The following is a 16,807-nucleotide window of genomic DNA, read 5'->3' as shown; positions in this document are numbered from 1 at the left end:
AGTTATCGTTGAAATTTTCATGATTATTTTTGAATTGAATATGATTTTATATTACTCGGGCATATTTGAAGAAATATGCCCGGGATTTTTTATATTAATAATTTTTTATGCTGGATTAGCCTCTTAAATCTTCAAGAAACTGTTCCAAAGAATGTAAATCGCTGATCAGAACCTCTCTTGCTTTAGCTCCATTAAATCCTCCCACAATACCACTAGCTTCCAGCTGATCCATGATTCTTCCAGCTCTGTTATATCCTAATTTCAATTGTCTCTGAAGCATTGAAGTAGACCCTTGTTGTGTAGAAACAATGATTCTTGCAGCTTCTTCAAATAATGCGTCCTTTTCATTAGGATCAAAAGCACCTACAGAAGAACTGTTGGCGTCTTCCGAAACATATTCAGGTAGGATGAACGCTGAAGAATATCCTTTTTGTTCTCCGATGAATTCTGCAAGCCTTTCCACTTCCGGGGTATCCACAAAAGCACACTGAAGTCTTAGAATCTCATTACCGTTGAAATAAAGCATATCTCCTTTACCAATAAGTTGATCTGCTCCAGGAGAATCAAGGATTGTTCTTGAGTCTACACTTGAAATTACTCTAAAGGCAGCTCTTGCAGGGAAGTTTGCTTTAATCATACCTGTGATTACGTTTACAGATGGTCTTTGTGTAGCAACAATTAAGTGAATTCCTACGGCTCTTGCCAGCTGTGCCAGTCTGGCAATTGGTAATTCAACTTCTTTTCCTGCGGTCATGATCAAATCTGCAAATTCGTCTACTACCAATACAATATAAGGAAGAAAACGATGTCCGTTCTCAGGATTTAATTTTCTTTCTGCAAACTTTTTGTTGTATTCTTTCAGGTTTTTACAGAATGCATTTTTAAGAAGGTCATATCTGGTATCCATCTCAATACACAATGAGTTCAGTGTATTGATTACTTTGTTGGTATCTGTGATGATTGCTTCTTCAGCATCTGGTAATTTAGCTAAATAATGTCTTTCAATTTTTGAATATAAAGAAAGTTCTACTTTTTTCGGATCCACCATTACGAATTTTAATTCGCTTGGGTGTTTCTTGTAGAGTAGGGAAGTAAGGATGGCATTAATCCCTACAGATTTACCTTGTCCCGTTGCTCCTGCCATCAGCAAGTGAGGCATTTTTGAAAGGTCTGCCATGAAGATTTCATTGGAAATTGTTTTTCCGAAAACTACCGGAAGATCCATATCTGTATTCTGGAATTTCTGTGAAGCAATTACAGAACGCATAGAAACCATGGTAGGATTTTTTCTCGGAACTTCAATACCAATGGTTCCTTTCCCTGGCATTGGTGCAATAATTCTGATTCCTAAAGCTGAAAGGTTCAAAGCAATGTCATCCTGTAATTTTTTGATGGCAGCCACTCTGATTCCTGCTTCCGGAACAATTTCATATAAAGTAACTGTAGGACCAATGGTTGCTTTGATCTCTGCAATTCCTACATTGAAATTCTTTAGTAATCCAACGATTTTGTTTTTATTTTCTTCTAATTCTTCCTTGTTAATAGAAATTTCTTCACTACCGTAATCTTTAAGAAGCTCAACAGGCGGCATCTGGAAATTGGCAAGATCTAGTTTGTGATCGTATAAACCGTGTTTTTCAACCAATTCCTGAGACTTCTTATCTGAATCATCTAAAATATCAATTACCGGAGCTACTTCTACATTAAATTTGATTTCTTCCTTCACCGCAGATGCAGCCGGAGCTACGGGAGCCGGAGTGGAAGGTCTGATGTCGAATGCTTCTTCAGGAGTAGAAACCGGAACAATTGGCTTTGTTGAAAGATTCAGGCTTACAGGCTGAGAAACTTCTTTAGGCTCATCATCAAATGAAGTGTGATTAGGAGTTGTAATTGTTTCTATATTAGTTGATGCCTGTACCTCAGGGAATCCTTTTGGAATATTTACCGCTTCAGGTTCTTTAACTTTATTAATTGTAGTATTGGAAGGCGTATTGGTAACTTCACTTACTGTAACATTAGGAATAGTTTCGTCCTCTGTTTCCGTTTCTTCTGCTTCTTCTTTTAATTCTTCATCTGCTTCAAAATCTTCATTGGAATCCGGCATCATGGATTTTACTTTTCCGATAGTGCTTTCGTTGATTTTATCCAGCTTTGCCTTGATAGAGCTTGGACGAAGATTGAATTCAAGAATAAAATATAAAAGGATGCTTGCTGCTAATACCGTCCATAAACCTGCTGTTCCGATAATAGCATTCAGATAATCCATGATCTGATATCCGTAAACTCCTCCAAGTACACCTTGTCCTTTTGTAAGAGCGCCCATGAAAATAGGAAACCAGCAAATGAAAAACAGGGAATGTCCAATTGTTTTCCATGGCTTGAAGGTTTTCTTCTTAAGAACTAGAGTTCCTACTACTAAAAACAGAAATGCGATAATAAATGAGGCAATACCGATGCTTTCGAATATGAAGATATTCCCAAACCAGTCTCCGGCTTTACCGAAAATGTTTGAGGATTTGATAGTCTTATCCAGCATAGTTCCTGCCTGGCTTTGATCAGCTTTCCAATTCATTAGATAGGAAATAAAAGAGAGGGCAAGTACAGCAGAGAAAAGTATTAAAGTAAGCCCGAAAAATATACGTGGCTTAGATAAAATTCTGCCTTTTTCAGGCGATTCAGTCGTTTTTTTTTGTGTCTTTTTATCCATAAATATCAATGTGGCAAATTTAATGTTTTTTCGATACCAAAAGGAATCTTTTTTTCTCAAAAAACATTTTATAATCGCCGCTTTTTACTACAATTATTTAGAACTAATTAAAGAATATTTTGTCTTATACTATTGGCTGAAATAAAAATAAGGTTATTTTTTTTGTTTATCCAAATACTGTGCTGTTAATTTATATTAATTGGCTTTTATTTTTTTAATATATAGTTTAGTAAGGTGAATAATTTTTAGATTAAAATATATTTAAAAGAAATAAAATTATCTTATTTGGGTGTTGGGGTTAATACTATAAAATTTGATTTTGCTTGTTGTTGATGATTAATTCTGTTTTTGATTAAAAAAGTGAAAAATATTAACGTTATTGAGTGTATTGTTGTAATTGGATTAAATAAATATATTATATCTTTGTAATTCATAATAAAGTGAATATCGTTTTTAATTGTGCTTTTCTACCATTTTGGCAGGTATTGTACATTATATGAAAGAACTTTATTCATTTTGCTTTTTTAATCAATTTCCATATTCCACTTTTCTTTGCAATTTGGCATTTCTTTATTTGAATTGCCTAAGTTGAAACGGATTATAAACATTAAAAATACATCAATGAGAAAACAGCTATTCTTTGTGTTCTTGTTGGGTAATTGTACACTATGGGCACAATCTCCGGGTGGTGTTTCCGGCAATCTGCAGATATGGGTGAAAGCCGATGCCGGTACAGGTACTTCAACAGACAATACACAGGTTTCGATATGGGAAAATCAAAAAACAGGAGGCGTAAACGGAATTGCCAATCAGGGAATGCCAGGCTATTATGCTGATCCGGGAGTGGGGGCAAAACCTATTTATCGTTCTGCAACATCCATCCCTAGTTTCAATTTTAATCCAGCCATAGAAATTGTAAGTACTAATGGATATAGATCCGGATATAAATTTCCTTCAGGTTTTCCTGATAATACGACAAAGTCACTTACCTCATATACTCATCTTACCAGAACAGCATCCGCTACCTATAGAACTGTTTTTGTTATGAACGGAACTGCTCAGAGCTCAAATCCTACCGATGTTGCCGGAGTATGGCAATCTCCTTTTTTTGGAACGAGAACAAATCGCCCTGAATTTTATAATGAAAAAGAATTTGGGGATGTTTTTTTTGGAACAGATATCATGAATACGGTAGGAAGTGATGTTCCCAGTATTCAATCATACTATAACTCTATAGTGGGTGCTGATGTAAAATATTTTTTTGATAATAATGGTCTTGTTTATGGTGGTCCTTCGAATAATGTGTCTTCCCTTAATAATTATCCGGGAATGGTTCTTTTGATGGATAATGACGGAGGATCAGGTTCCACTTCTCTTGCAGGAGACAGAATAGGAGAGTTTATTCTATATTCGGAAATACAGACTCCTGTGGAACGGCAGCGGGTGAATTCTTATCTGGCTATTAAGTATGGAATCACTTTGCAGCAACCTCAGAATTACCTGAACTCAGAAGAGGTAGCAACATGGGATTCCAGTTTGAATATTACTTTCAACAATAATATCTTTGGGATAGCGCGAGATGATATGTCGGTTTTAAACCAAAAAGTAAGTAATAGTATTAATGATGAAAATAATATTATGCTTACATTGGCTACGACTAATAATTTCATCTCACCAAACGCTGATGCTGGCAGAACTCCTTTTGCTCAGGATAAAACTTTTCTGGTAACGGGAGATAATAATGAACAGGCACTTCCTTTGGTTAATTATGGTACTTCCGGGAAAATAATTCAAAGAAAATGGTTCGCTCAGAAAACAAATGATACAGGTTTATTATGGTTGCAAGCCGATCTTTCAAGATATACTGAAATACTACCTACAGATAAAATATTTATGATGGTAGCGGATGATTCTGGTTTTACACAAAATGTACAGATGATTCCTGCCACAAGTTTTGTAAATGGCAAAGCTATATTTAATTATTCATTTCCAAACAATCAGTATTTTACCTTTGGAAACAATCTTCAGACGTATTGTACTAAAGATCCTGCGACAGGAACACCTAATAGCATAACAAAATTCGGAATTACAGGTCATACAGGATTACAGCCCAATTGGCCGGCAATTATCCCAAATGGATTCATTGCTCTTGAATCTACCAATAAAGGATTTGTTATTACAAGAACTACAGAAGCTAATATAGCGCTTCCTGTAGAAGGGATGTTGATCTTTGATACTGCCGATAATTGTATCAAACTTTATAATGGAACTTCATGGAATTGCATTGTGAGATCTTGCAATGATTAACTGTTTACATTAAAAAATAAGACAATGAAAAATATAATATTACTTATAGGATTTCTTTCATCAGGACTTGTTTGTGCTCAAGTTGGTATAGGAAAAGAATCTATAGATGGAGATGGAATTCTTGATTTTGCGCCTAATACTACTAATGGAATTATGCTTCCGATAGTAGAAACGCTGTCTAATGATGCAGTAGCTGGAACTATTCTTATGGATAAAAACGATAAAATAATAAAGGTGAAAGATAATTCTGGCTGGGTAGCCCTTAGTGATTCGGGTTCTATTAATAATGCTACTTTCAATACCAATGCTGAAGTATCCGGACCCAATAGAGTCATTATTGGGAATTCCGCGACAACAGTTCCTGGTGTGTTAGTGTTGGAGTCACCTGATAAAGCTTTAATATTACCTAAAATAGCAAATCCTCACATTAACGTTAAAAGTCCATATCCGGGTATGATCTGTTATGATACAGTAAGCAAAACGATGGCTGTATTTGATGGATTAAAATGGAGCTATTGGAAATAAATACTATAAAATTGAAACCGAAGACATATTCTTCGGTTTTTTTATTGGTGATGATTTTTTGAACTAGTTCAAAGGTTAAGAATAGGATGCTTTATAATTTTGTCTCATAAAGTTTAATCAATGAAAAATATATTTAGACGCATTCTGACTTTAGTTCTTATTTTATTATCAATGGTACAAATCAACGCACAACAAAAAAAGAAAATGGAAAACACAGCATTATTAATTATCGATGTACAAAATGATTACTTTCCGGGAGGGAAAATGATCTTGGAAGGATCCGAAAAAGCAGGCAAAAATGTTCAGCAGATATTGGAGTATTTTAGAAGAAATAAATTACCTGTTGTTCATGTCAAGCATATTTCAGCTAATGAAGGAGCTGCTTTCTTTTTACCTGAAACTTCGGGAGCAGAAATTCATCCTTTAGTTTCACCTGTTGGAGACGAAAAAGTTATCGTAAAACATTTTCCCAATAGTTTTAGGGAAACTGAGCTTTTGAAATATCTTCAATCCATGAATATTAAAAACCTGGTCATTACGGGAATGATGACTGATGTTTGTGTAGAATCTACTACAAGAGCAGCTTTTGATTTCGGTTTCAATAACACAATTATCGGAGATGCTACTGCTACAAGAGACAGAGAGTTTGATGGAAAAATTGTGAAAGCTGCTGATGTACAGAAATCTTTTTTAGCAGGAATATCAGCATTGGGGAATCTTTACGCAAATATTGTAAGTACGTCCGAATTTTTAAACAGACAATAAGAGTAATACAACATCATCAAAAATAAAGATATCAGTAATATTGGTATCTTTATTTTGTTAAATGAAATCATGTTCGAACTACTTTACAAAAACATCAGCAGATATATTGATCTTTCAGAAGAGGAATTCAGAAAGTTTACCGTTCCGTTTCAGTTGAAAAGCTTTGGAAAAAAAGAGACTGTTCTTAAAGAAGGAGATTATTGTCTTTTTGAAGGGTTTGTTTTGAGCGGATGTTTCAAAGTTTATTATCTTAATGAAAATGGTTTTGAGCAAACTCTTTACTTTGCGGTTGAAGGGTGGTGGATCACGGATATAGACAGCCTCATCAATCATGTTCCAAGCATATTGAATATTGAAGCACTTTACGACAGTGAGGTATTAATGATTTCAAAAAAAGATAAAGAAAATCTGTACGGAACAATGCCACAGATTGAAAAGCTTTTCAGAATCATGAACCAACAATCGTCGGTAGCATTACAGAGAAGAGTTTTATCCTTGACGGGTAAAACAGCTGATAAACGCTATTTGGAATTTCTTCAGAAATATCCCGGATTAGAACAGAAACTTACCCAGCAGCAGGTTGCTTCTTATCTTGGGATTACCCATGAGTTTTTAAGTAAGATAAGGAAAAAGATGTCGTTACGATAATAAACTAATTTTTACGCATATTGATTAAAGTTTTACGCTTTTAAAGGCTTGAACTAGAATTATTTTTAAGTAAAATGTTTATTGATTTGTTTTTTGTGATTGAATTTGTTCATTAGTTTTTGTTGATGAGTGAAATTTACAGGATGAAATACATTTTATCTGTCTTTTTTTCAATCACTAAAAAGCAGTTGGTTGTATATTTAAACTACTCAAAAGTTGTTTTTTTAAACGAGATAAAATAATATCAAAATTTTTTTTCTATTCTAAAATTAAACACTTGTTTTTATTTTGTTGATTTTCAATTTGTTTTAAATTAAATTGGATTTTTGAAATAGAAGTTCTCAATCACCAATATAGGTATTATAAATCTGTATTTTCCCGGTTTTAAAAATTGAATTTTTCCCAATAACTCTAATGTTATTAAGAATGATTCAAAATAACTGAAACGGGCTCCAAAATGACAAAAAACAGCTTTTTTTCAGCACTTTGTGGTTTATCATCCTTATTTTTGCATGTCAAGTATATATCATATCATGAAGAAGCTCCAAGATATTATTATCTCAACCAGGACAATGGCTGTATTGTTGCTGGTGTACGCATTTGCAATGGCTTATGCAACGTTCTTAGAAAACGACTACGGAACTCCTACAGCAAAAGCATTAATTTATGAGGCAAAATGGTTTGAACTCATCATGGTGCTGCTTATTATCAACTTCATAGGAAATATCGGAAGATATAGACTTTGGAAAAAAGAAAAGTGGCCAGTTTTAGTTTTTCACCTTGCCTTTATTTTTATTTTTATCGGTGGTGCCATCACAAGATACATCAGTTTTGAAGGACAGATGCATATCAGAGAAGGTGAGACGTCTAACGAGATTGTAACTGATAAAAATTTCCTTAAAATTCAGATCGAAGAAAAGGGTGATGTTCTTAATTATCAGGATATTCCTTATCTAATGTCTCCGTTGCATAAAGACCTGAATGCTACTTACGACTTTCACGGGAAAGAAGTGAAAATTTTCGCGAAGGAATATATTCAGAGAAAAAAAGACAGCTTGTTGGCTGAATCTAACGGAACTGAATATCTTCACCTGGTTTCAACAGGAAAAACCGGAAGACAAAACATTTACATCAAAGCCGGAGAGACAAAATCAATCAACGGAACTTTGGTAACTTTCAACAGAGCTATCGATGGTGCTGTTGAATTCAAAAACGAAGGGGGTAAACTATTCATCAAAACTCCGGTAGATGCAAGTTACATGACCATGGCAACTCAGGCTACGGGAAGTACTGTGAAAGATGAATTCCAACCTTTGGCATTGAGAAGTTTATATACAATCAATGAATTAAAGCTTGTAATTCCTGAAGGGCTTAAAAAAGGAAAATTGATGGCAATTGAAGGCGACAGAAAGAAAGACGCTAACGTGCCGGATATGCTTCAGATTGAGCTGCAAGGTCCAAAAACAAAGCAATTGGTAGATCTTTCTGTTGAAAGAGGAAACCCAAATGCTTACAAGCAAATTACAATGGACGGATTAAACATTATGGTTGGATACGGACCAAAGGTTTACAATACACCATTTGCATTAAAACTGGATGATTTCGTTATGGAAACTTATCCGGGAAGTAACTCTCCAAGTGCTTATGAAAGTCACGTAAAAATCGTTGACGAAGGGAAAGAAACTCCTTATAAAATCTATATGAACCACGTTCTAAACTATAAAGGATACCGTTTCTTCCAGTCAAGCTTTGATCCGGACAGAATGGGTACTGTATTATCTGTAAACCATGACTATTGGGGAACTTTGATCTCTTATATCGGATACGGACTATTATTCTTAGGAATGTTTGTGATTTTCTTCTGGAAAGGAACACACTTCTGGAAGTTAAATAAAATGTTGAAAGACGCTAATAAAAAGAAAGCGGCTGCAGTACTTTTAGTGTTTTTAAGCTTAGGGTTAAATGCACAAAAAATTGAAACTCACGGAACAACAGACGGAAGCAGAGAACATGTACATGTAGAAGGTGACGGGCATACACACGCAGCCCCAGCTCCCGCAGCTCAGACAAATCAGGATAGTGAGATAAGACAGAACTCATTAGCTTCTCCAATGGGGAAAATGAGAACTATTTCACCAGATGAAATTATTGCAAGAAATAAAATTAATAAGGAACACGCAGAGAAATTCGGATACCTTTTAGTTCAGAACTTTGAAGGAAGAATTGTTCCAATGAATACTCAGGCTTTAGAGGTTTTAAGAAAACTTTATAAGCACGATCGTTTCAAAGGTACAGATGGAAAATCTCTGGATGCTAACCAGTGGTTCCTTTCTATCAATACAGATACTGAAAGCTGGACATCCGTTCCTTTAATCAGTGTTGGCGAAAAAGGAGGAAAAGCACTTCTTGAAAAAACCAAAGCTAATGAGGAAGGGTATACTTCTTTATTAAATCTTTTCCCGGTTGATAAGAAAACAGGAATGTTAACTTATGTTCTGGAAAGAGATTACAATGCTGCTTTTGCTAAAAAACCAGCAGATCAGTCTGAGTATGACAAACAGGTAATTAAACTGAATGAAAGAGTTCAGATTTTCAATGAGTTTTTCAGCGGTCAGTTCCTGAGAATTGTTCCTGTGAAAAATGATGCGAACCACACTTGGCACTCTTGGCTGGATCAAAAATTTGAACCGGACATGGAATCTCAGCAAGTAATGGGACCTTATTTTGCCAATGTTATCGGTGCACAAAGATCTGGTGATTGGAGTAAAGCTGATGCTGAATTGGCAAAGCTTTCAGAATATCAGAGAAAATGGGGGAAAGCAGTAGTTCCTGATCAATCTAAAATAGATCTTGAAGTATTCATGAATAAGGCGGATATCAATTTTAAACTATTGATTTTCTATACTATTATCGGAGGTCTTATTTTACTTTTAGGTTTTGTAGAATTATTCAAACCGAAGAAAGCATTAAATAAAGCTATTAAAGTAATTATTGCAATCGGTTTAGTAGGATATTTATTCCACTTCCTTGGTCTTGTAGCAAGATGGTATATTTCAGGACACGCTCCTTGGAGTAACGGTTATGAAGCGATTATCTTTATCTCTTGGGTAGGTATTACAGCAGGTTTGGTTCTTTATAAAAACTCAAACGCATTAATTCCTGCATCAGGATTTATGGTAGCTGTTATCATGATGGGATTTGCACACGGAGGTTCAGCGCTTGATCCACAGATTACGCCGCTTGTTCCTGTATTGAAATCTTACTGGTTAATTGTTCACGTAGCAATTATCACATCAAGTTATGGATTCTTTGCATTATCAATGATTATAGCTGTATTATCATTAGTGTTCTATATTATTTCCAACAAGGATACTTATAAGATTCACCACGATACTACTTTGAAGGAATTAGTTATTGTTTCTGAAATGTCTTTGACAATCGGTCTTTTTGCCTTAACGGTAGGTAACTTCCTTGGAGGTATCTGGGCAAACGAATCTTGGGGTAGATACTGGAGCTGGGATCCAAAAGAAACTTGGGCTTTCATCTCCATCATGGTATATGCTTTTGTTTTACACATGAGATTAGTTCCGGGATTAAGAAGCAGATGGGCGTTCCACGTAGCAACAATGTTCGCTTTCTGTTCAATGGTAATGACCTATTTTGGGGTAAACTACTACCTGAGCGGACTTCACTCTTATGCAGCAGGAGATCCGGTACCAGTACCAGCTTGGGTATACATCGGAATTGCTACAATGATTACGTTAGCAGCCGTTTCTTATTTCAAGTTTAAAACTTTAACGAAGAAATAAAACGTTATACATATAAATCAAAATCCCGGAATTCACTTCCGGGATTTTTTTTGCCAAAAGTGAAAGATTATTTATGCCAATTAGAGAGAATAATGGAATAATAAAGGTGTATTTATGAGGTTATTTTTAACGGTAGGTTCGCAAGGGAAATGATATGCTTTTAATTTTCGTTCAGCAACGTATATTCTTCCTAGCTGAGTGAAACGCCTCTGCGATCTTTTTCATTATAATCCATAAATTCTTAGCGAACATAGCGTTTATAACTTTTAATCTCAACTCGTAATCACTGTAAAGAATTAAAATCATAGACCTTGTTGCACAAATTCCAAAATTCAGCTTCATCAAAAAATCAAAATTTATCATTCAAAATCCAAAATTTACTATTATCTTTATGATATCAAAATAATATCAAATTAAAAATTCAATCATGGAAAAAACATTAAAACCTATGTCAGGTTATCTTACCTTAGTAATTTGCCTGGTTCTCTTTGTTGCTGCAGTATACTTCTTCATTTCAGGAGTTGACCAAAGCGTTACGTTTGTTGTATTAGCTATGCTTTGCTTTTTACTTTCATGCTTCTTCTTAAAAGGCTTAATGATTATTCAGCCTAATCATTCAAGAGTATTGAACTTCTTCGGAAAGTATGTAGGTACTGTAAAAGATAACGGATTGTTTTTTATCAACCCATTGTATTCATCTCAGAAAATGTCTTTACGTTCAGAAAACTTACAGGGACAGACCTTGAAAGTAAATGATAAAATGGGAAATCCGATCGAAATTGCCGTAGTAATGGTATGGAAAGTAGGAGATACTTATAAAGCTGCTTTTGATGTAGAGCGCTATTCAGACTTTGTAAGAATGCAGAGTGAAGCTGCGGTACGTCATTTGGCAATGAGTTTTCCTTACGATAACCTGGAAGACGATCATGCACCGATTACTTTGAGAGAAGGAGGTGATAAGATCAATTCTATTTTGGAACAGGAGCTTACAGACCGTCTTTCTAAAGCTGGAATTGTTATTCAGGAGGCAAGAATCTCTCATCTGGCATATGCATCAGAGATTGCAGGAGCGATGCTTCAGAGACAACAGGCTACCGCAATTGTAGCAGCGAGAACAAAAATTGTTGAGGGAGCTGTAGGAATGGTAGACCTTGCGCTGAAAAAACTTTCTGAAGAAAACATTGTAGAACTTGATGACGAAAGAAAAGCAGCAATGGTGAGCAATCTAATGGTGGTTCTTTGTGGTGAAAAAGCTGCGACACCAATATTGAATGCCGGAACACTTTATAATTAAGAATAATAATCAATATTTGAATGCGAAAGTAAACGTATTTAAATTTTTAAACTTAAAAGATGAAATCAGAAAAAGCTCAGAACACTTCGGAAAACAAAGGGAAGAAATCCTTTGTTATAAGGATAGATGAGTCTACCTATAAACTCCTCGAAAAATGGGCAAATGATGAGTTCAGAAGTGTAAACGGTCAGATTGAATACCTGCTGCATCAGAGCCTTGTCAATTCAGGAAGAAAAAAGAAAGAGTGATTAGGAAGACAAATTTTAAGGATTAAAAGGCGTTTTCGGAAGATTCAGACATCAAAATAATTTGTTTTTACCAAATTTCAAATTATATAAAATGCAAAAAAGAGGTGAATTTTGAACGCTTCAATGAATAAATAACAATTCAATTAACCTTACCAAAAAAGAAAGCAGAGAAATTTTTCTCTGCTTTTTTTATTTCATACAACTTTGAAGAGTATCTGCTCCAAAGTAGAATATTACGAGCCAAATCAAGCCTTTAATGGTAAAGAAAGCAAACCCTGCCCATCCTACACGCTTGAACCATTTTTTAAACTTTGAGTTATTTTCTTGTGAATTTTCCATTGGTGAATGTCAAAATTATTACCCTACAAAGATAAGCATGTTTATAATTAGTCCAAATAAAAAACAAGATAAAAATTAAAGTTTTGAGGTTCGCATAATATTTTTATCTTTAGAGAGAACGAAAAGTAAGATTTTATGTCAAAAAAAGTAAAGGATTTCGGAATCGAAAAGACACTCAAAAACCTTGGTATTAAAGAAGAGAATAAAGGGACTTCAGTGGGCGGTAAATATTTCGCTTCAGGAAAGACGATAGAAAGTATCTCTCCTGTGGACGGAAAGCTAATCGCAAAAGTAAAGACTTCCGGAGAAAGTGATTATGACAAAGTAATTGAAACAGCTCAAAAAGCATTTCAGGAATTCAGGCTGATTCCGGCTCCTAAAAGAGGAGAAATCGTAAGACAGCTTGGTTTAAAATTAAGAGAATATAAGGATGATCTTGGAAAACTTGTTTCTTACGAAATGGGTAAATCATTACAAGAAGGTCTTGGAGAAGTTCAGGAAATGATTGATATCTGCGATTTTGCAGTAGGTCTTTCAAGACAGCTTCAGGGGTATACAATGCACTCAGAAAGACCAGGTCACAGAATGTACGAACAATATCACCCGCTTGGAGTGGTAGGTATTATTACAGCGTTCAACTTCCCGGTAGCAGTATGGTCTTGGAATACAGCTTTAGCGTGGATCTGTGGTAACGTTACCATTTGGAAACCATCAGAGAAAACTCCGCTTTGTGCAATTGCATGTCAGAACATCATGAATGAAGTTTTGAAAGAAAATAACCTTTCAGAAGGAATTTCAAGTGTATTGGTTGCAGATCATGAGATCGGACAGAAACTAGTAGATGATAAGAGAGTAGCATTAGTATCTTTCACAGGTTCTACAAGAGTAGGAAGAATGGTTTCTTCTAAAGTAGCAGAAAGATTCGGAAAATCAATCCTTGAATTAGGAGGAAACAACGCGATCATCATTACAAAAGAAGCAGACCTTAACATGTCTATTATCGGAGCCGTTTTCGGAGCGGTAGGAACTGCTGGGCAAAGATGTACTTCTACAAGAAGACTGATCATTCACGAAGATGTTTATGATGAAGTGAAGTCAAGATTAGTAAAAGCTTACGGACAATTAAAGATCGGAAATCCATTAGATGAAGCCAACCACGTAGGACCACTTATCGATGTTGATGCTGTAAACCAGTATGAAGAATCTATCAAGAAATGTAAAAAAGAAGGTGGTAAATTCGCTGTTGAAGGCGGAGTTTTAACTGGAAAAGAATACGAATCAGGATGCTATGTTAAACCATGCGTTGCAGAAGTAAAGAACTCTTACGAGATTGTTCAGCATGAAACATTTGCACCTATCTTATATTTAATCAAATACAAAACGTTGGAGGAAGCTATCGCTATTCAGAATGATGTTCCTCAAGGACTTTCTTCAGCAATCATGACGCAAAACCTTAGAGAAGCTGAATTATTCCTTTCTCATGCAGGTTCAGATTGTGGTATTGCCAACGTAAATATTGGTACTTCAGGAGCTGAGATCGGTGGAGCTTTCGGAGGTGAGAAAGAAACCGGAGGTGGTAGAGAGTCAGGATCTGATGCCTGGAAGTATTATATGAGAAGACAAACTAATACTATAAATTACACCGCACAACTTCCTTTAGCACAAGGAATTAAATTTGATTTATAAAAGCTTTACTTAAAGCATTAAAAAAACTACAAAACTTAATAACCTGAATGATTGAATGCTCAGCTTTTGATCGTTTAATCATTCACTTATTAAATCACACAACAATTTATTATGGAACACACATTAGATATACAAGCAAATAAAGTTAAAGAAACAGTTGGAAAACATGTGTTGGCAGACGGTTTTGATTTCGTGATGGATATTGAAAAATCTCACGGGTCATGGCTTTATGATAAACTTACAGACAGAGAGTATCTGGATATGTTCTCTATGTTTGCATCAGCTTCCATCGGGTACAACCACCCGTATCTTGTAGAAAGATCAGAATGGTTGGGAAGAATGGCTGTTAATAAGCCAACCCTTGCTGACGTTTATTCAGAAGAATATGCTCAGTTTTTAGAAGTATTCGAAAGAGTAGTTATTCCTGAAGAATTACAATATGCTTTCTTTATTGAAGGTGGAACTTTAGGAGTTGAAAACGCTATGAAAGCTTGCTTCGACTGGAAAACTCGCAAGAATTTTGCAAAAGGAATTGAAACTGAAGCAGGAATCTGTATTCACTTCAAGCAGGCTTTCCACGGAAGAAGTGGTTATACTTTAAGTTTAACAAATACTTCAGATCCAAGGAAATACCAATATTTTCCAATGTTCAAATGGCCTAGAATCTTAAATCCGAAATTATCGTTCCCGATTACAGAAGAGAATCTTGCAGAAACAATCAAAAACGAGCAATTAGCTTTAGTACAGATTGAAGAAGCGATCTTAATGAACCCTGATAAAGTAGCTTGTATCATCATCGAACCTATTCAGGCAGAAGGTGGTGACAACCATTTCAGAGATGAATTCCTATTAGGATTAAGAAGAATCTGTGACGACAATGAAATCTTACTAATTTTTGATGAAGTTCAGACCGGAATCGCGATTACAGGAAAAATGTGGGCGTTCCAACACTTTACAGCTAAACCGGATATTATTTCTTTCGGTAAAAAAGCTCAGGTTTGTGGTGTATTAGCCAATAAAGAGAAATTTGACGAAGTTCCAAACAACGTTTTCAGAGAAAGCTCAAGAATCAACTCTACATTCGGAGGTAACTTTATTGATATGCTTCGTTTCCAATTGGTAATGGAAGTGATCGAAAAAGAAAACCTTGTTGAAAATGCAAGAGTAGTAGGAGATTTCTTATTAGAAAGCTTAAAAGGACTTGCTGAAAAGTATCCTGAGAAAATTTCTAATGCAAGAGGTAGAGGATTGATGTGTGCTATCGACCTGCCATCAGGTGAAGATAGAAATAAGATGATGACCGAATTATTCAATGACGGATTGATCATTCTTCCATGTGGAGATCAGTCTTTACGTTTCAGACCACACCTGAACGTTACCAAAGAAGAAATTCAGCTGGCATTAGACAAAATCGAAAATAATATTAATAAAATTTAAAACCAAAGATTTGTAATTTTCAAAAAAACATTGTAAATTTAGATACTCAAACAATTAGAATATGGAAAGAAGTACGAGAGTATCAGTATATGAAAGTGATAACCCTTCAGAAATTCAGTTGGTTAAGTCTAAATTGGATGACGCACAAATTACAAATACCGTTGAAAATAACTATCTGACATTTACTACAACCCCTACTGCGACATCGCTAAAGGTAATGGTAGATCTGGAAGATGAGAAGAAAGCATTTGAAATTATTGATGCTTATCTTCAACAAAATGAAAATTAATAAAACAATTTCATAATTTTAAATTTTACTACTTCGAACCGAAAATTAATTTTAATTAATTTTCGGTTTTTTAATTAAATTAATCATTAAATTATTAAAAAAATAAATGTTTAAAAGATGACTTGAAGAACTATTCTTTAAACTTTATTTTTTTAATCAAAATCTAGAACATGAATCCAGAAATCAAACTAAGAAAAGCGGAAATTGAAGACAGAAACATTATTTGGGGAATCATTCAGCAGTCTATTGAAAGAAGAAGGCAAGATGGAAGTACACAATGGCAAAATGGTTATCCCAATCTTGATACGGTAGAAAGTGATATTGCTAAAGAATTTGGATACGTTCTGACAGTAGATGGAGAAATTGCTGTATATGCAGCTCTTATCCTGAATGACGAACCGGCATATAGTAAAATAGAAGGGGCATGGCTGAGCAACGGAGAATTTGTAGTTGTTCACAGAGTCGCTATAGATGAAAAATTTGCCGGGCAGGGAATGGTAAAAAAACTATTTGATCACATTGAAGATTTTACGAAATCACATGGAATTCAGAGTGTAAAGGTAGACACTAACCATGACAATATTGCTATGCTGAAGATTCTGGAAGGTAAAGGATATTCCTATTGTGGAGAGGTTCTTTTAAAGGACGGAATGAGAAAGGCTTTTGAGAAGATTATTATTTAGGCAAAAAGTTAAATCAACTTTCATTGAATTTTTAAAACGCCGTGTATTTATAATGTCTATCAGCTTTGTT

At 35.0% G+C, this 16,807-nt stretch carries 13 protein-coding genes; 11 read left to right on the top strand and 2 right to left on the bottom strand.

Features of this window, described 5'->3' with window-relative positions:
• Nucleotides 1–115 precede the first annotated feature (115 nt).
• Nucleotides 116–2,707: an FtsK/SpoIIIE family DNA translocase gene (locus BBI01_RS10355; RefSeq protein WP_065394584.1), complete on the bottom strand. Its 2,592-nt coding sequence runs from the start codon at nt 2,705–2,707 to the stop codon at nt 116–118.
• A gap of 621 nt (nt 2,708–3,328) precedes the next feature.
• Here BBI01_RS10355 and BBI01_RS10350 point away from each other — a divergent pair.
• The 7 genes from BBI01_RS10350 (at nt 3,329) to BBI01_RS10315 (ending at nt 12,303) form a co-directional block, all read left to right on the top strand.
• Nucleotides 3,329–5,014: a DUF8202 domain-containing protein gene (locus BBI01_RS10350; RefSeq protein WP_065394583.1), complete on the top strand. Its 1,686-nt coding sequence runs from the start codon at nt 3,329–3,331 to the stop codon at nt 5,012–5,014.
• A gap of 24 nt (nt 5,015–5,038) precedes the next feature.
• Nucleotides 5,039–5,539 (top strand): hypothetical protein, encoded by a 501-nt coding sequence (locus tag BBI01_RS10345; RefSeq protein WP_065394582.1) that lies wholly within the window; start codon nt 5,039–5,041, stop codon nt 5,537–5,539.
• Nucleotides 5,540–5,659: 120 nt separating this feature from the next.
• Nucleotides 5,660–6,304 (top strand): cysteine hydrolase family protein, encoded by a 645-nt coding sequence (locus BBI01_RS10340; protein ID WP_083190072.1) that lies wholly within the window; start codon nt 5,660–5,662, stop codon nt 6,302–6,304.
• Nucleotides 6,305–6,373: 69 nt separating this feature from the next.
• Nucleotides 6,374–6,952 (top strand): Crp/Fnr family transcriptional regulator, encoded by a 579-nt coding sequence (locus BBI01_RS10335; protein ID WP_065394581.1) that lies wholly within the window; start codon nt 6,374–6,376, stop codon nt 6,950–6,952.
• A gap of 533 nt (nt 6,953–7,485) precedes the next feature.
• Complete coding sequence (locus BBI01_RS10330; protein ID WP_065394580.1) at nt 7,486–10,761, top strand: cytochrome c biogenesis protein CcsA; 3,276 nt, start codon at nt 7,486–7,488, stop codon at nt 10,759–10,761.
• A 427-nt stretch (nt 10,762–11,188) separates the two neighbouring features.
• Nucleotides 11,189–12,055, top strand: a complete 867-nt coding sequence (locus BBI01_RS10320; protein WP_065394578.1) for an SPFH domain-containing protein — start codon at nt 11,189–11,191, stop codon at nt 12,053–12,055.
• A 59-nt stretch (nt 12,056–12,114) separates the two neighbouring features.
• Nucleotides 12,115–12,303 (top strand): type II toxin-antitoxin system antitoxin, encoded by a 189-nt coding sequence (locus BBI01_RS10315; RefSeq protein WP_065394577.1) that lies wholly within the window; start codon nt 12,115–12,117, stop codon nt 12,301–12,303.
• Between the two features lie 189 nt (nt 12,304–12,492).
• On the opposite strand, the gene BBI01_RS10310 is transcribed toward BBI01_RS10315, so the two are convergent.
• Entirely contained in the window at nt 12,493–12,642 is a 150-nt protein-coding gene (locus tag BBI01_RS10310) for a histidine kinase (RefSeq protein ID WP_065394576.1), read from the bottom strand.
• Nucleotides 12,643–12,777: 135 nt separating this feature from the next.
• Between BBI01_RS10310 and amaB the strand changes: the two genes are divergently transcribed.
• The 4 genes from amaB to BBI01_RS10290 all read left to right on the top strand — a co-directional run bounded on the left by amaB (nt 12,778) and on the right by BBI01_RS10290 (nt 16,737).
• Nucleotides 12,778–14,328, top strand: a complete 1,551-nt coding sequence (gene amaB / locus BBI01_RS10305; RefSeq protein WP_065394575.1) for an L-piperidine-6-carboxylate dehydrogenase — start codon at nt 12,778–12,780, stop codon at nt 14,326–14,328.
• 111 nt (nt 14,329–14,439) lie between these two features.
• Nucleotides 14,440–15,765, top strand: coding sequence for an L-lysine 6-transaminase (lat, locus tag BBI01_RS10300; protein WP_065394574.1), 1,326 nt, complete (start codon nt 14,440–14,442; stop codon nt 15,763–15,765).
• Nucleotides 15,766–15,826: 61 nt separating this feature from the next.
• Nucleotides 15,827–16,054: a DUF2007 domain-containing protein gene (locus BBI01_RS10295; RefSeq protein WP_065394573.1), complete on the top strand. Its 228-nt coding sequence runs from the start codon at nt 15,827–15,829 to the stop codon at nt 16,052–16,054.
• 170 nt (nt 16,055–16,224) lie between these two features.
• The gene (locus tag BBI01_RS10290) at nt 16,225–16,737 is read left to right on the top strand and encodes a GNAT family N-acetyltransferase (protein WP_065394572.1); all 513 of its coding nucleotides are present in this window, start codon (nt 16,225–16,227) and stop codon (nt 16,735–16,737) included.
• Nucleotides 16,738–16,807: the final 70 nt, after the last annotated feature.

It is taken from the genome of Chryseobacterium artocarpi (genome assembly GCF_001684975.1).
GTDB lineage: Bacteria > Bacteroidota > Bacteroidia > Flavobacteriales > Weeksellaceae > Chryseobacterium > Chryseobacterium artocarpi.
This window is presented reverse-complemented; position numbering and strand designations above follow the sequence as displayed.

What these genes read in the sequence shown, in the direction of transcription:
- BBI01_RS10355 (WP_065394584.1), bottom strand. Translation starts at nt 2,707, where the DNA reads ATGGATAAAAAGACACAAAAAAAAACGACTGAATCGCCTGAAAAAGGC.
- BBI01_RS10350 (WP_065394583.1), top strand. Translation starts at nt 3,329, where the DNA reads ATGAGAAAACAGCTATTCTTTGTGTTCTTGTTGGGTAATTGTACACTA.
- BBI01_RS10345 (WP_065394582.1), top strand. Translation starts at nt 5,039, where the DNA reads ATGAAAAATATAATATTACTTATAGGATTTCTTTCATCAGGACTTGTT.
- BBI01_RS10340 (WP_083190072.1), top strand. Translation starts at nt 5,660, where the DNA reads ATGAAAAATATATTTAGACGCATTCTGACTTTAGTTCTTATTTTATTA.
- BBI01_RS10335 (WP_065394581.1), top strand. Translation starts at nt 6,374, where the DNA reads ATGTTCGAACTACTTTACAAAAACATCAGCAGATATATTGATCTTTCA.
- BBI01_RS10330 (WP_065394580.1), top strand. Translation starts at nt 7,486, where the DNA reads ATGAAGAAGCTCCAAGATATTATTATCTCAACCAGGACAATGGCTGTA.
- BBI01_RS10320 (WP_065394578.1), top strand. Translation starts at nt 11,189, where the DNA reads ATGGAAAAAACATTAAAACCTATGTCAGGTTATCTTACCTTAGTAATT.
- BBI01_RS10315 (WP_065394577.1), top strand. Translation starts at nt 12,115, where the DNA reads ATGAAATCAGAAAAAGCTCAGAACACTTCGGAAAACAAAGGGAAGAAA.
- BBI01_RS10310 (WP_065394576.1), bottom strand. Translation starts at nt 12,642, where the DNA reads ATGGAAAATTCACAAGAAAATAACTCAAAGTTTAAAAAATGGTTCAAG.
- amaB (WP_065394575.1), top strand. Translation starts at nt 12,778, where the DNA reads ATGTCAAAAAAAGTAAAGGATTTCGGAATCGAAAAGACACTCAAAAAC.
- lat (WP_065394574.1), top strand. Translation starts at nt 14,440, where the DNA reads ATGGAACACACATTAGATATACAAGCAAATAAAGTTAAAGAAACAGTT.
- BBI01_RS10295 (WP_065394573.1), top strand. Translation starts at nt 15,827, where the DNA reads ATGGAAAGAAGTACGAGAGTATCAGTATATGAAAGTGATAACCCTTCA.
- BBI01_RS10290 (WP_065394572.1), top strand. Translation starts at nt 16,225, where the DNA reads ATGAATCCAGAAATCAAACTAAGAAAAGCGGAAATTGAAGACAGAAAC.